At 34.0% G+C, this 14,974-nt stretch carries 10 protein-coding genes and 3 tRNA genes; 6 read left to right on the forward strand and 7 right to left on the reverse strand.

Annotated features, from left to right (window positions below; translation table 11 throughout):
• The first annotated feature begins 120 nt into the window (after positions 1 to 120).
• The 4 genes from H3T54_RS02245 (at position 121) to H3T54_RS02260 (ending at position 1,319) form a co-directional block, all read left to right on the forward strand.
• Positions 121 to 196, forward strand: a tRNA-Val gene (locus tag H3T54_RS02245).
• A 35-nt stretch (positions 197 to 231) separates the two neighbouring features.
• Positions 232 to 307 (forward strand) — tRNA-Val (locus H3T54_RS02250).
• Positions 308 to 323: 16 nt separating this feature from the next.
• A tRNA-Lys gene (locus H3T54_RS02255) sits at positions 324 to 399 on the forward strand.
• Positions 400 to 701: 302 nt separating this feature from the next.
• Positions 702 to 1,319, forward strand: a complete 618-nt coding sequence (locus tag H3T54_RS02260; protein WP_198220689.1) for a tetratricopeptide repeat protein — start codon at positions 702 to 704, stop codon at positions 1,317 to 1,319.
• Between the two features lie 115 nt (positions 1,320 to 1,434).
• On the opposite strand, the gene H3T54_RS02265 is transcribed toward H3T54_RS02260, so the two are convergent.
• Complete coding sequence (locus H3T54_RS02265) at positions 1,435 to 3,396, reverse strand: glycoside hydrolase family 3 protein (RefSeq protein ID WP_198220691.1); 1,962 nt, start codon at positions 3,394 to 3,396, stop codon at positions 1,435 to 1,437.
• Positions 3,397 to 3,791: 395 nt separating this feature from the next.
• On the opposite strand from H3T54_RS02265, the gene H3T54_RS02270 reads away from it, so the two are divergent.
• The gene (locus H3T54_RS02270; RefSeq protein ID WP_198200511.1) at positions 3,792 to 4,748 is read left to right on the forward strand and encodes a tetratricopeptide repeat protein; all 957 of its coding nucleotides are present in this window, start codon (positions 3,792 to 3,794) and stop codon (positions 4,746 to 4,748) included.
• A 36-nt stretch (positions 4,749 to 4,784) separates the two neighbouring features.
• Here the strand turns inward: H3T54_RS02270 and H3T54_RS02275 are convergent, their stop codons facing one another.
• The 3 genes from H3T54_RS02275 to H3T54_RS02285 form a co-directional block, all read right to left on the reverse strand.
• Positions 4,785 to 5,411, reverse strand: a complete 627-nt coding sequence (locus H3T54_RS02275; RefSeq protein WP_173795321.1) for a LysE/ArgO family amino acid transporter — start codon at positions 5,409 to 5,411, stop codon at positions 4,785 to 4,787.
• Between the two features lie 688 nt (positions 5,412 to 6,099).
• Entirely contained in the window at positions 6,100 to 7,446 is a 1,347-nt protein-coding gene (locus H3T54_RS02280; RefSeq protein WP_110447438.1) for an APC family permease, read from the reverse strand.
• 112 nt (positions 7,447 to 7,558) lie between these two features.
• The gene (locus H3T54_RS02285) at positions 7,559 to 7,978 is read right to left on the reverse strand and encodes an OsmC family protein (RefSeq protein ID WP_198220693.1); all 420 of its coding nucleotides are present in this window, start codon (positions 7,976 to 7,978) and stop codon (positions 7,559 to 7,561) included.
• 276 nt (positions 7,979 to 8,254) lie between these two features.
• Here H3T54_RS02285 and H3T54_RS02290 point away from each other — a divergent pair, with 276 nt between their 5' ends.
• Positions 8,255 to 9,061, forward strand: a complete 807-nt coding sequence (locus H3T54_RS02290; RefSeq protein WP_198220695.1) for a sulfite exporter TauE/SafE family protein — start codon at positions 8,255 to 8,257, stop codon at positions 9,059 to 9,061.
• A gap of 141 nt (positions 9,062 to 9,202) precedes the next feature.
• On the opposite strand, the gene H3T54_RS02295 is transcribed toward H3T54_RS02290, so the two are convergent.
• From H3T54_RS02295 to H3T54_RS02305, 3 genes are all read right to left on the reverse strand, one after another.
• Positions 9,203 to 10,546 (reverse strand): hypothetical protein, encoded by a 1,344-nt coding sequence (locus H3T54_RS02295; protein ID WP_198220697.1) that lies wholly within the window; start codon positions 10,544 to 10,546, stop codon positions 9,203 to 9,205.
• 690 nt (positions 10,547 to 11,236) lie between these two features.
• Entirely contained in the window at positions 11,237 to 12,565 is a 1,329-nt protein-coding gene (locus H3T54_RS02300; RefSeq protein ID WP_198220699.1) for a hypothetical protein, read from the reverse strand.
• Positions 12,566 to 13,063: 498 nt separating this feature from the next.
• Positions 13,064 to 14,446 (reverse strand): hypothetical protein, encoded by a 1,383-nt coding sequence (locus tag H3T54_RS02305; protein ID WP_110447433.1) that lies wholly within the window; start codon positions 14,444 to 14,446, stop codon positions 13,064 to 13,066.
• Positions 14,447 to 14,974 lie beyond the last annotated feature (528 nt).

The following is a 14,974-nucleotide window of genomic DNA, read 5'->3' on the forward strand; positions in this document are numbered from 1 at the left end:
TTGCGAAGTATCATCCAAAAAATGTCTAAAATTAAACCGAACAGGGTCAATTTTAAGAAAATTTAAAAAAAAAGGTTGACTGAAATAAGACGTGCCTTATAATGCACATCCACACGGTAAGGGTGATTAGCTCAGTTGGGAGAGCACCTCCCTTACAAGGAGGGGGTCACTGGTTCGAACCCGGTATCACCCACCAATTCTTACCGTGATGTTTTAGAAATAAGACACTTGGGGTGATTAGCTCAGTTGGGAGAGCACCTCCCTTACAAGGAGGGGGTCACTGGTTCGAACCCGGTATCACCCACCACTTTTACTATCTTAATGGGTTGTTAGCTCAGTCGGTAGAGCAGCGGACTTTTAATCCGTTTGTCGAGCGTTCGAATCGCTCACGACCCACCACTTTTTTTCTTTTTCACTTACTCCATTACGAATAAATTATTTAGCGATAAGAACGGCTAGCGTTCGACTAATTCGTCTGGAACGAATTTAAACAACACAAAGTGTTGGCCCTGAAAGGGTCAGGCACACGATGTGCCGAATAATCTGGCTCACGACCCAACATTTTACTAACCAAAAGAAAACTATTGATACTTTTGTAAACTTGCTTATAAAATAGCTAAATTACATAACGACAATAGATTTATCTATAACGAATAAATTCGCTACAGTCTTTTTACAGTAATAAAATTACTGGGTATATAATGAAAAAATTAATTCTAATCCTATCATTAGGTTTGTTCACTTATGGTTCGGCTTTTGCTGATGAAAAACCTGAATTAAATTTTGAAAGTGAATATCAAAAAGCTACAGAACAAAATGATCCTGAGGCTCAATATCATGTTGGAATAATGTATTTTAATGGTTATACAGTTAAAAAACGTGTATTTAAAGGTATTGAACAAGGGACAATTGATGAACCCGAACAAAAAACTGAACCAGATTATAGCAAAGCAAAAGAATGGTTTGAAAAAGCAGCTAAACAAGGGCATATTGGCGCTCAACATAGTTTAGCTATGTTGTATTATAACGGACAAGGTACTAAGCAAAATTATCTAAAGGGTATTGAATGGGACACTAAAGCAGCGCAAAAAGGAGATCCTGTAGCACAATATACTTTAGCAACTATGTATTATAAAGGCACCGGTGTTAAACAGAATTATTTTAAAGCGAAACAATGGTTTGCTAAAGCCGCAGAACAAAACTATTTAGACTCTAAAGACCATTTATCAGTAGTTTCCAAAAAAGTTCAAGCAATTATTAAGAAAAATAATCAAGCAAAAAAACAAAAAACTAGCAGTGTTGATTGTGGATGTAGTTAATGTTGAAAAAATTATCATATTTTTCAATTTATTGCTTATTTATAATTAAAAACTCTACTGAAAATAATAATTGTGCTATTGCCTTAACATAATTCAATAGCACAAAATAGACGACTTAAAGCGTTAAACCATAACCTAATGGATATAATGCCTGCATATCGTTTGCTAAATCAGAAGATTGTTTTATAACACTATCCATTGAGTCTGGTAATGCAAATGGTAATTTAGCGCTGAATGGTTTACTATCTAATAAACGTTTAAATAACACATCATCATTTACACCAAAATTTGCAACCACTGCATTTGCTATTTGTTTTACTGGAGTTAAAACTGCCGGTCTATCTAAATAAACAGTGACAACAACGGGATGTTTTTTACTTGCTTCATTAATAAATTTTATATCTTTATCATCAGCAGTATATTCTAATGAACCTTCATGATATCTTGCACCAAAGAAGTAATTTTTATGTTTTTGTTCATAAGGCGCATTAACTCTAGCAACAACCACATCAGCTTGATCCAATTTATCAACAATAGTAATTTTACCTTTTAAGGAGTTTTTAGCATCCTCAGTAAAACCATATAAATAGACTTTACTACTGGATTTCAATGGCAGAATCTTATCTTTATTTTCTAATAAAACCAATGAATCAAATTGCGCTTTATCAGCAACTTTTTGGAAATCTTGATTACCAACAAAACGGCTTGCTTCAGTAGGATCAACATAAGGATTTTCAAATTGTCCTAAAGCAAATTTTTGCGTCAAGATTGCTAAAACTGCACTATCAATAGTTTTTTCATCCAGTTTATTGTTTTTTACAGCTGACACAATAACAGAGCTATCACTCACTCCACCAAATTGTTGAACACCGGCTTGAATAGCTTTAATAAAACGTTGCTCAACAGTGAGATCTTCTACTCCCCATGGCATTCCTTCCGCTTTAGGCGCTATATCAGGTGGGTTACCGTTGATACAAACTTCATTACAATCTTTTGTAATATTCCAATCACTAATAATCACCCCTTTAAATTGATAAGTATCTCTTAATAGATCTTTCAATAAATAGCGATTAAAACCTCCGCCGACAGGTTCAATTTTATGATCATTTAATTGGGCATTTTTTAAAATAGAATAAGTCGGCATAATTGCAGCTACATTGACCTCAAATGCGCCAGTGAATGGTATGATATGTTGTTCTAAACTGTTTTTATGAGTATAGAGTGCATATTTACCATAAGAGTTATGACTATCTAACCCCTCTTCTGCAGCACCATAACCAACCCAATGTTTAACGACGGCAGCCACACTTTGTGAATTTAAGCCAAGTTTGCCATTTTGCATACCTGAAATATAACCTCGCACCATACTTTTACTTAGCATTGGATCTTCGCCAAATGTACCTTCAAAACGAGACCAACGTGGTTCGGTTCCCAAATCTGCCATGGGAGATAAAGCCTGAGTTACCCCTAGTGAACGATACTCTTGTCGAATAATGTTTCCGTACTCATTTATAATAGACTCGTTACCAATCGCAGCCATACCTAATGTTCCTGGCCATTGGCTAAATCCAGCGTTACTCGTTACTTTATTGCCATAATAGAAAGTGTTTCGCGGATCAACACTAATGGTCAGAGGAATAGCCAGACGAGAGGACTCTGCAATTTGTTGTAATTGATTATTTTGCTCAGCAAAATCTTTTGGATTCACTTCTAAACGAGTAATTAAACTATTTACCTTATCATCAAGCACTAACTGTTTAATTTCTTCTAAATTATACTTATCTCCATGACCAAGCTCATCGCCTAAACTTTTGGCATTACCATGCATCATCAGCCCTGCTTTTTCTTCTAACGACAATTTGCTAAGTAGATCTTTAGCACGAACTTCAGGCGACAAACGCCAATCTTCAAAAGGAGACAATTTGCCATCTTTATCAAAGTCTTTAAATTCGAGATTATCAATTACAATTTTCTTTAATTGATGACTTTTAATCTCAACCTGCTCAATAGCAACTGCTTGAGCAACAGCCAAAGCCGCACTAACCAATAATGCTAATTTCACTCGTTTGTTTGTCATAAGAACTCCTTGTCTATTTACTCAGTATCCAATTAATTTTGCATACCCGCTAAAACTGATATTCCCTAGTTGTTAATATATTTGGCTTTCTTAAAGCAAAAAAACCTAAACACCTTATTGAGTAAGATGTTTAGGTTTTGCCCGAATAGTTATGTCAACTAAACAGTAACAATCCAAATTTATAAATTAGCATAATATTAAAAACTTACTTTTGTCATAAACAAAAAATATTATAATTGTGATAAATATCACGTTATTATTAGATAATTTCAGCATATTCTAGTTATACATGTAATGGTAATAATTTTTAATGCCAATTAATTTATTAAAGATCCATATATAAATGTATTTAGTAACAATAAATATTAAATTTTAGGGACAAATAAGGTGAAACAGTGACCCGATTAATAGTAATGATTAGCTTATTTTTATTTGCAATAAATACCAGCTTTGCAGTTGAAAATATTGAGGCTTTTTTTGATGAGCAATATAAAAAAGCAACGCAGCAAAATGATGCTGAAGCTCAATTCTATTTAGGCCGCATGTATCTAAAGGGTGAAGGAGTTAAACAAGATTTTACCAAGGCAAAGGAATGGTTTGAAAAAGCAACCGAACAACATCATATGAGTGCACAAGCAGTTTTGGGTTCAATGTACTTTTTTGGTTATGGAATTGATAAAAATAAACAAAAAGGTAAAGAACTGATTGAAGAATCAGCATTAAGTGGAGATCCCATCGGTCAATTTTACTTTGGTGTTCTATATGAAGAAGCCGAACCCCAAAAGACATACAAAGGAATTGAAAAAAATATAGATGATAGTGGATTTTATCAAGACTTTGTCAAAGCTAGAGAATGGTATGAAAAAGCCGCACAACAAGGAAATATGCAAGCAACTTATAATTTAGGCGTTCTTTATGCAAATGGTCGTGGTGTTGAAAAAGATGAATTTAAAGCAAGAAAATATTATGAAATAGCTGCAAAAGGTGGTGATCGTCATGCAAAGCATAATTTGGCTATAATGTACTACAATGGTTATGCTGGACTAACCAAAGATTTGGCTAAAGGTGTAAAATTGGATATCGAAGCTGCCAAACAAGGATCACCATTAGCACAATACAATTTAGGCTTATTTTTCTATGAAGGTACTTATTTTAAGCAAGACTATACCAAAGCCAGAAAATCATTTGAGTTTGCAGCCGCTCAAAACGAAGCAGGCTCCCAATACATGTTAGCAATTATCTATGAACAAGGGCTGGGAGTTGATAAAGATCCAGAACGAGCCAAACATTATTATTATCTAGCTTGCCAAAATGGCTATGAAGATAGTTGTACTCAAGCTAATGCTAATTGATTTTCAAGTTGAATGTTGTGGGGAAATTAACAACATTCAACTGCCATAAATAACATAAAAAATAAGTCGGTAAGCAATATAGAACATTACGACGCCTACAATTGAGTCCAATATAACCCACATTCTTTTTTGTTTAAATAATGGTATAAGTAACCTAGCACCGTAACCAATACCAAAAAACCAAATAAAAGAAACACAAACAGCACCAATTAAAAATGCCCATTTTTGCTCAGTTGATAAAGTGCCAGCTATACCACCAACAATTACAATTGTATCTAAATAAACATGGGGATTAAGTAAAGTAACAGCCAAAGTAGACAATATAACCTTAGTTAACGCATTCTTTTGTTGCTGAGTAGAATCAATTTGCATAGTGCTGTTACCTTGTATTGCACTCTTGCAGGCATTAAATCCATACCAAATCAAAAATAAAGCGCCTAAAATGGCAAGCACGTCGGTTATGATAGGATTACGACTAATAAATGCTCCGACTCCCCAAATACCGATAGCCATCAAAGTAAAATCACAGATAAAACAAATACCAGCGACAAAAAAGATATGATTTTTTAATAACCCCTGTTTAAGTACAAACAAATTTTGTGCACCAATAGCTATAATCAAACTTGCCGAAATCATCGAGCCACGTAATATTTCTGTCAGCATTGAACTTAACATCGTAAATAAGAAGCATTATACAAAAAGGTTATGAGTATAACTATTAAAACAACAATGATTATGCATCCTTTATAAAAAAACAGTCATACAATTATTAATTATTAAAAATCTAGAAGTTAACTAATCAAAATATGATTAATTAAAAAAGTACACAAGAAAGTTTTATTATCTTTGAGTTTATTATCTTATTTAGCACAAATACAATTATCAGCTTATTTGTAGATTGGTAAAAGCGGTAGTATTTTCTATTAAGCTTATAGCAAACATTGTTAGATAAATTGCAAGGTAACTATCAATAAAGAAACTGATTAACTATTTTGCTATCTTCCTGTTATTCGTTACAGTAAAACTTATGATTACTTGAGGAAGAGGTTAAAAAACCCCTTTCCTCAAATTTTTTGGCTTAAAAATGCTTTTAAAACATTTTATCCGTTATAAATTCAGACAACTAACAGCTTGATTAAACATTAACACAGCAACAATAAAGCATTAAATAGAAGATGAATATCCATAATTATCATTTAGCTGTCATCAATACTCTTACTCATCAATAAAAAATTACCATTAACCCCAAAAAATAGCAAAAAGTAAATTGCCGTGCTAAATAGATATAACAGACAATTTTTTCAGATTTTATAAAAAATTTTGCATCTAAAATGATTAAACAAAATCTTGATTATTTATTTGCTTCTAACCAACCGATTTGGCCTTGATTTTTACTTAAAATAAGAATAATCACTCCTATAATTAACCAAATACCACCAATAATTTTTGCATAATTATCAATATGTAACAACACAGGTAACAATACGACAATGCCAATAATAGGGATTAAAATATCAAATAAATTAGCTCGCCAACCATTCGAACGTTTTTTAAATTTAAAATAACCTATTACTGATACATGTAACATAATAAATGCACATAAAGCACCAACATCGACAAATGAAACTAACATTGGTAATCCCTTAGCATGATTGGCAGCAATAAATACCAACAATAGATTAAACAATGCAGAAAATAAAATTGCTCTCGAAGGCACACCACTTTTCTTACCAATCTTAGCAAAAAAAGCAGGTAATCTTTTATCTCGCCCCATACTAAATAATAGACGACTTGCCGCAGCTTGACCGACCATAGCGGCAAACGATGCCCCGACAGCTTTCATTAAACTAAGAGACCATCCTAACCATAAATTAATTTCATTATTAACTATATTATAATAAGCTTTGCCTTGTAGCTCAGGATGGTTACGTAAATATTCGCTATCATAAGGATTAAGTAAAGCTCCAATATAAATTTGTATTACAAATAAACAACCTGCAAGAATTAAACAGCTAATAATAGCTTTACTTACTAAGTTTCGCTTACCACTGTGTTCTTCTGAAAAAGTTGCTATAGCATCGAACCCTAAATAAGAAAGCACAGCAATAGAGACCGCATTAAAAAGGCTACTCCAATTAAATAACTCACCACCAATAAATGGAGTAAGCCAATCTTGTTTAGTTCCATGCGTGGTAATAATCCAAATACCAACTAAAAGCACAGCAAACATGACTGCAATCTCAACGACTAAGATAACTAATGTGATTCTAGCCGATTTTTTAACACCAATTAAATTAAGCATGGTAGTGATAACTACTGCAAAACAGGTCCATATCCAAACAGGAACTTCTGGAATTAAGGCATTTAATGAAATACCACTAAACAAATAGGCAACAGCAGGAATAAACAGATAGTCTAGTAGAAGTAACCAACCTACAAGAAATCCAGCATTAGGATGAATACCAATAGAACAATAAGCATATACAGCGCCTGCATGGGGCAAAGCATTTGACATTCTTGCATAAGAAAATGCCGTAAACGCCATCACAAAAGTCGCAACAATATAAACTAGTGCAATGGCACCATCGCTTATAACATCTAAAACTCCAAATAGCCCTACTGGAGCTGCGGGGCCAATAAAAAGCAATCCCAAAATAACTAAATCTCGAAACCGCATATTTTTACTTAATTGTTGCATAATCACTCTCGTTGTTTTCTTCCTGATAAAGGATGAAATCTTAAAGGATTAATGCAATTCAGACTAATATCAGCTGGTTATTTATTTATAACTATCAGTTATAAAAAAGTTATTAAACATGATCCCTTATTTCATAAGTGTAGGACATTTTGGCTGTCTTACCTAACATAATTGAAGCACTACAATATTTTTCAGATGCAAGTTTAATCGCCTTTTCAACAGCCTCGTTATCGATATTATTACCAGTAATTACAATATGAAAATTAATTGAGGTATACACTTTTGGCGAAGAGGTGGCTTGAGTTTTATCAATGTCGATCCAAAGATCTCGAACATCCTTTTTATTATTTTTCAAAATAGCAATAATGTCGTAAGCCATACAACCTGCAGCACCATGTAACAAAAACTCCATAGGTCTCGCACCACGGTTTCGACCACCATGTTCAATACCGCCATCCATTACTAAGGAGTGCCCACTTGCAGTTTCAGCTAAAAAACCAAACTCATCAATCCATTTCAAACGATCTTTCATTATTTTCCCCTTTCATCAAAAATTAACTAAACATATTTATTTATATTAATTGCTAAATAACATAAGTCTTTTCAAACGATATGTCATCTTTTGATTTATTTTTTCTGATATAAGTCATCAATAGTTAACTATCCACTGGTATTTTTAGCTAGCCTCAGTACAATATTGCCATAGTACATAACCAATACTATTTTAAATAGACTTGCCAAAAAACTCATTATAACTAATAAATAATCAAATAATTAGTTTTATGAATGCACAACTTAAGGATAGAGTATGATTGTCGAATTTATTATCTTGCTTTGTATAGGCGCATTGGCTGGGTTACTTGCAGGTATGTTCGGTATTGGAGGTGGAGCGTTAATTGTACCAGCACTACTTATGGTACTCGATTATTTTGGTCATGGAGGGCAATGGATAAACCATATCGCAGTGGCTTCATCTCTAGCAACAATCATTGGTACTAGCTTATCATCAAGTTGGGTTCAGAATAAAAATAATAATATTGTCTGGTCGATCTTAAAAAAGATGGTATTAGGTTGCATTATTGGCACTATTGGCGGATCCTACATGACACCTTATATTCCCGGTATTTGGCTCAAATGGATTTTTATTGTTTTCCTCATCTATACAGGCAGTAAATTTATTCTAAAAACTGGAAAAGTTGCGAAAAAACAAAATAGCCAAGCGACATTATTACCTAACACAATCTATATCTTCATCGGCGGATTAATTGGTGTATTCGCCGCATTAGTTGGTGTAGGTGGTGGTGTGTTAGTGGTACCTTTTTTAAAGAAATGCGGCGTGGATATGCGAAAAGCGATCGGTACTTCTGCGGCATTTACCTTACCTGTAGCCTTAGGTGGTACTATTGGTTATATCATTGCTGGATGGAATATCAAAGAACTGCCAGAATACAGTTTGGGTTTCGTCTATTTACCCGCAGTATTATCAATTATGTTAGCTAGCATACCCATGGCAAAAGTCGGAGTTCAAATTTCTCAAAAATTATCAATAAATAAACTAATTAGATATTTTGGTATCTTCTTATTATTAATTTCAGTCAAACTAATCGTTTCTTAATTTACAATTAAAATCCCTGTTCTCAAAAATATTAACCGCTCTTATTTAGAGCGGTTAATATGACTTCTCTATTTATCCTAAACAAGAATAATTTTACGTGACTCTATTTTAGTTATTCAATCTCGATTCAAGAAACAACAACTAAGATGAAGTACACAGAGCATAAAAACTGTAGGGTTCGTAAAAGTCAATAGCTGGATTGTACATATAAACATCCCCTCCATACGGGTAAACAATAAACTGCTCACTTCCTGATTGATCTCTAGTCCAATACAAATAATAGTGACCTGTACCCGCACCAATGTAGTTGGTTAGGTATCCCCATTCAGTAAAAAATCCAGCATTTATTCGACGCTGGTAGTAATTACCAGTAGATGAAGGTATGGCTCCGATAGCACCCTGACAGTTATCACCACTCCATGGCCCTGAACAAACCGCATTAGTTAAATCCTTAACTTGAGGTACACTGTAACCAATACTGTTACACCATGATAATGCTAAACTATAATTAGAACTTTTATTACCTCGATTGATAAACCATTGCTTTAATTGAAAACCATATTTAATAATTGCATTACCTAAACTATCTCTACCAACCAACTCGAATGTCTGAGGTAATGAAGGTCTATATATAATACCAGGAGAATCTGATTGCCATTGGGCTTCGTTAGCAACAGGACCAGTGAGTGTAACACGAACAGTGGTACCGGAGGAGTTCGGCGTCATGGTCGCGGTTATTCCATCGTGAGTAACCGGATCCCATCTCAATGGCCCTACACCACCAATATCTAAATCAAAATATAGATTATTAGCACCAGTCGTTGGGAAATTCAAACCATAAGATAATGGATCCCTAGACTGCACAATAAAACCTTTATTCGGATCCCACATTGAAGCCGGACCACGAAAGTCTATACCACTAATCTCAGTATCTGAACCATATCTCAATGTAGGTTTCGCAAAACAGACCTTTGGACGATCTTTAGGATTAATATAATAAGTCGCACTACCACCACTAAAATCACTACTATTAGGTACACCATACTGGGTAGATAATGTACCACCATCACTACTCAATACCACTTTATAAGGTGCATTACAAATATCTAATGCGGTATTACGCAGTACTTTTTGATTATTTTTATCAGTAATAGTGAGGGTTAAATTACCAGTCACTGCAATACCATTACTGCCTTGACCATCACCATCATCATCCCCCCAATAATTATAGGGCGCGCCAATAAGTGTATTTAATGCGATTGAATCTGCATTGGTTGGTACTAGCATATTCACATTAATTAATGTCTCATTTATATCCGGCAATACAATCGGATTGGTCGCTGAATTATTATTTGGCGAATAAGTCCTACCATCAGATAAGCTGATACCAAGTAAATTACTCATATCAGTAACGCGACTTTGACCATCATCAAAGGTTAAAAAAGGTGCATTACCATGAATAAAATTCGTTGTACTCGTCGTCAAAGCGTGGCTACTAAATGGAAGTGATAAAAAAAATAGTACTGAAACTAAATAGAGTGGACTCGATAAAAATAAACTTGATAATAAGGTTAGTTTTACAGGTTTGGTGTTTGGTGTTTGGTGTTAAAATTATAATGCATCGCGACAATCCTGTCAAGTAACTTAATGTTTAATTTGAACTTTCCTTGCTCAAATAGCGAAATAATAATCTATCTAATCACTTTTTGCAGTGAACGGAAAAAGTATAATTACTGCGAAAAACTATGCAACAATTTTTTTCTAAAAAATGTTAACTTTTGTAAATATACTTAATTAGTGTTTCAATGAAATTACTATTGGTACATGATATTTCATGTGATTTTAGATTTTAAAGATCCTAGTATCTAAAAACACCGTTCCTCAAAATTTAATCACCCTAAAACGAAATAGAAATATGCCAGTTCTATTGAATTTTAAGCAGCCATTATTGGCTGCTCGGACTCTGAGGCTCCAAACCATTAAGGATAGGTGCACACTCCATCGTGACTATAATCTAAACTAAAACGATTAATATAACCACTACTAGCGAGAACGACAAAATTATCATTACCGGTACGATCATCTATCCATATGATAATTTTATTTATCTTAAACTCGAATAATTCTATTTGATTCTATTTTTACTATATTACTTATCAAACCTAGAATTGATAACTAAGGTAATAAGCAAATACCATAAACACTGTAAGATGAATAACCAGCCCAAAACACATGCCCACCATCAGAGCTAACATCTAACCGTTCGTTACCCCCAAGTTCACTCGTCCAATAGTAATCACTATGACCAAAATTAGCGTCCGTGTAATAATACATGAATCCCCATTCAGAAAAAAATCCTGCCCCTATTGTGCGTTGGTAATGATTACCGGAGGAAGGAGGCATCCCACCTTCCATATCCTTACAACGAGAGTGACTCCATATACCCTCACAAACTGAATTAGTTAAATCTTTTACTGTAGGAATACGATAACCTATATTACTACACCATGAAGAAGTACTTTCATAAATGTATTTGTTAACGCCTCGATTGATAAACCATTGCTTTAATTGAAAACCATATTTAATAATTGCATTACCTAAACTATCTCTACCAACCAACTCGAATGTCTGAGGTAATGAAGGTCTATATATAATACCAGGAGAATCTGATTGCCATTGGGCTTCGTTAGCAACAGGACCAGTGAGTGTAACACGAACAGTGGTACCGAAGGAGTTCGGCGTCATGGTCGCGGTTATTCCATCGTGAGTAACCGGATCCCATCTCAATGGCCCTACACCACCAATATCTAAATCAAAATATAGATTATTAGCACCAGTCGTTGGGAAATTCAAACCATAAGATAATGGATCCCTAGACTGCACAATAAAACCTTTATTCGGATCCCACATTGAAGCCGGACCACGAAAGTCTATACCACTAATCTCAGTATCTGAACCATATCTTAATGTAGGTTTCGCAAAACAGACCTTTGGACGATCTTTAGGATTAATATAATAAGTCGCACTACCACCACTAAAATCACTACTATTAGGTACACCATACTGGGTAGATAATGTACCACCATCACTACTCAATACCACTTTATAAGGTGCATTACAAATATCTAATGCGGTATTACGCAGTACTTTTTGATTATTTTTATCAGTAATGGTAAGCGTTAAATTACCTGTAACTGCAATACCACTATTGCCTTGACCATCACCATCATCATCCCGCCAATAATTATAGGGCGCGCCAATAAGTGTATTTAATGCGATTGAGTCCACATTGGTTGGTACTAGCATATTCACATTAATTAATGTCTCATTTATATCCGGCAATACAATCGGATTGGTCGCTGAATTATTATTTGGCGAATATGTTCTACCATCAGATAAGCTGATACCAAGTAAATTACTCATATCAGTAACGCGACTTTGACCATCATCAAAGGTTAAAAAAGGTGCATTACCATGAATAAAATTCGTTGTACTCGTCGTCAAAGCGTGGCTACTAAATGGAAGTGATAAAAAAAATAGTACTGAAACTAAATAGAGTGGACTCGATAAAAATAAACTTGATAATAAGGTTAGTTTTACAGGTTTGGTGTTTGGTGTTTGGTGTTAAAATTATAATGCATCGCGACAATCCTGTCAAGTAACTTAATGTTTAATTTGAACTTTCCTTGCTCAAATAGCGAAATAATAATCTATCTAATCACTTTTTGCAGTGAACGGAAAAAGTATAATTACTGGGAAAAACTATGCAACAATTTTTTTCTAAAAAATGTTAACTTTTGTAAATATACTTAATTAGTGTTTCAATGAAATTACTATTGGTACATGATATTTCATGTGATTTTAGATTTTAAAGATCCTAGTATCTAAAAACACCGTTCCTCAAAATTTAATCACCTTAAATCGAAATAGAAATATGCCAGTTCTATTGAATTTTAAGCAGCCATTATTTATTGGCTGCTCGGACTCTGAGGCTACATATCATTAAGGATAGGTACACACTCCATCGTGACCATAATCCAAACTAAAACGATTGATATAACCACTACTAGAGGATACGACAAAATTATCATTACCGATAGGATCACTTGTCCAATAGGCATGGCCAATGCTTGAATTAGAACTATTCTGCTTACCTTGAGCATTACTATCATGATAGTCTGAGTCAAAGTTAGCTCCCGTGTAGTTATTCATGTAGCCCCACTCCGAAAACAATCCCCCACCAATTCTACGTTGGTAATTATTGTTAAGTGATGATGGTTTAACACCCACTGCACCTTGACAATGAGAACCAGAACCTTTGCCATTACAAGATGCGTTAGTTAAATCCTGAACCTTTACGATACGATAACCGATACTATTACACCATGACAATGTATTTGAATAGTTTTGATAAACAGTTCCACGATTAACGAACCATTTTTTTATTTGAAAGCCATACTTAACCACTACATTACCTTTACTATCTTTACCAGCTAATTCAAATGTCTGTGGTAATGTTGGTTTTGTAATACGAGCTGGTGAATCTAACCTCCATTGTGATTCATTCGCAAAAGGACCTGTCAATTTAACACGAACACTAGTACCAGATGAATTAGGTGTTATGGTAGCAGTAATACCACCTCGAGAAATAGGACTCGCCCATGATAAAGAGTTTTTACCAGCTAATTCTAAATAAAAATACAAATTGTTAGCACCAGTTGTAGGGAAATTTAAACCGTAAGATGAAGGATCCTTAGACTGCGGAATAAAACCTTTATTCGGATTCCACATTGAAGCTGGACCACCAAAGTCTGTACCTTTAATCACCTTATCCGATCCAAATTTCAATTCAGGACGAACAAAGCATAATTTTGGCAGCGCCTTAGGGTTAATGTAATAAGTCGCACGACTAGCATTAAAATTAGTACTATTAGGTACACCATACTGGGTAGATAATGTACCACCATCACTACTTAATACCACTTTATAAGGTGCATTACAGATATCTAATGCGGTATTACGCAGTACTTTTTTATTATTTTTATCAGTAATGGTAAGGGTTAAATTACCTGTTACTGCAATACCATTACTACCTTGACCATCGCCATCATCATCCCACCAATAATTATAGGGCGCTCCAATAAGCGTATTTAATGCGATTGAGTCCACATTGGTTGGTACTAACATATTGACATTAATTAATGTCTCATTCATTTCGGGCAATACAATTGGGTTGGTTGCTGAATTATTATTTGGCGAATAAGTTCTACCATCAGATAAGCTGATACCAAGTAAATTACTCATATCAGTAACGCGAGTTTGACCATCATCGAAAGTTAAATAAGGTGCATTACCATGAATAAAATTCGTTGTACTCGTAGTCAAAGCATGGCTACTAAATGGAAGTGATAAAAAAAATAGTACTGGAACTAAATAGAGTGGACTCGATAAAAATAAACTTGATAATAAGGTTAGTTTTACAGGTTTGGTGTTTGGTGTTTGGTGTTAAAATTATAATGCATCGCGACAATCCTGTCAAGTAACTTAATGTTTAATTTGAACTTTCCCTGCTCAAATAGCTAAATAATAATCTATCTAATCACTTTTTGTGAGTAAACGGGAAAAGTATAATTACTAGGAAAAACTATGCAACAATTTTTTTTCCTAAAAATTGTTAACTTTTGTAAATAATTGCTCATATACTTATCAAGTAAGTATTTATTTTATAAGATTTAAACGATTGAACCTATTATTATTTTTTTGATGTCATTCTCAAAGATTGTTGCTTTTTAATATGATTTCCAAATATTTCTAGGCATCTTAATTATGTAATTTGAAAAAAATAGACACTAATGACTAATACACAATAAAAATCACTATTAATATAATAACTGTTCATCTTTTTCTAATTGA

It is taken from the genome of Gilliamella sp. B14384G10 (assembly GCF_016101685.1).
Taxonomy (GTDB): Bacteria; Pseudomonadota; Gammaproteobacteria; order Enterobacterales; family Orbaceae; genus Gilliamella; species Gilliamella apis_A.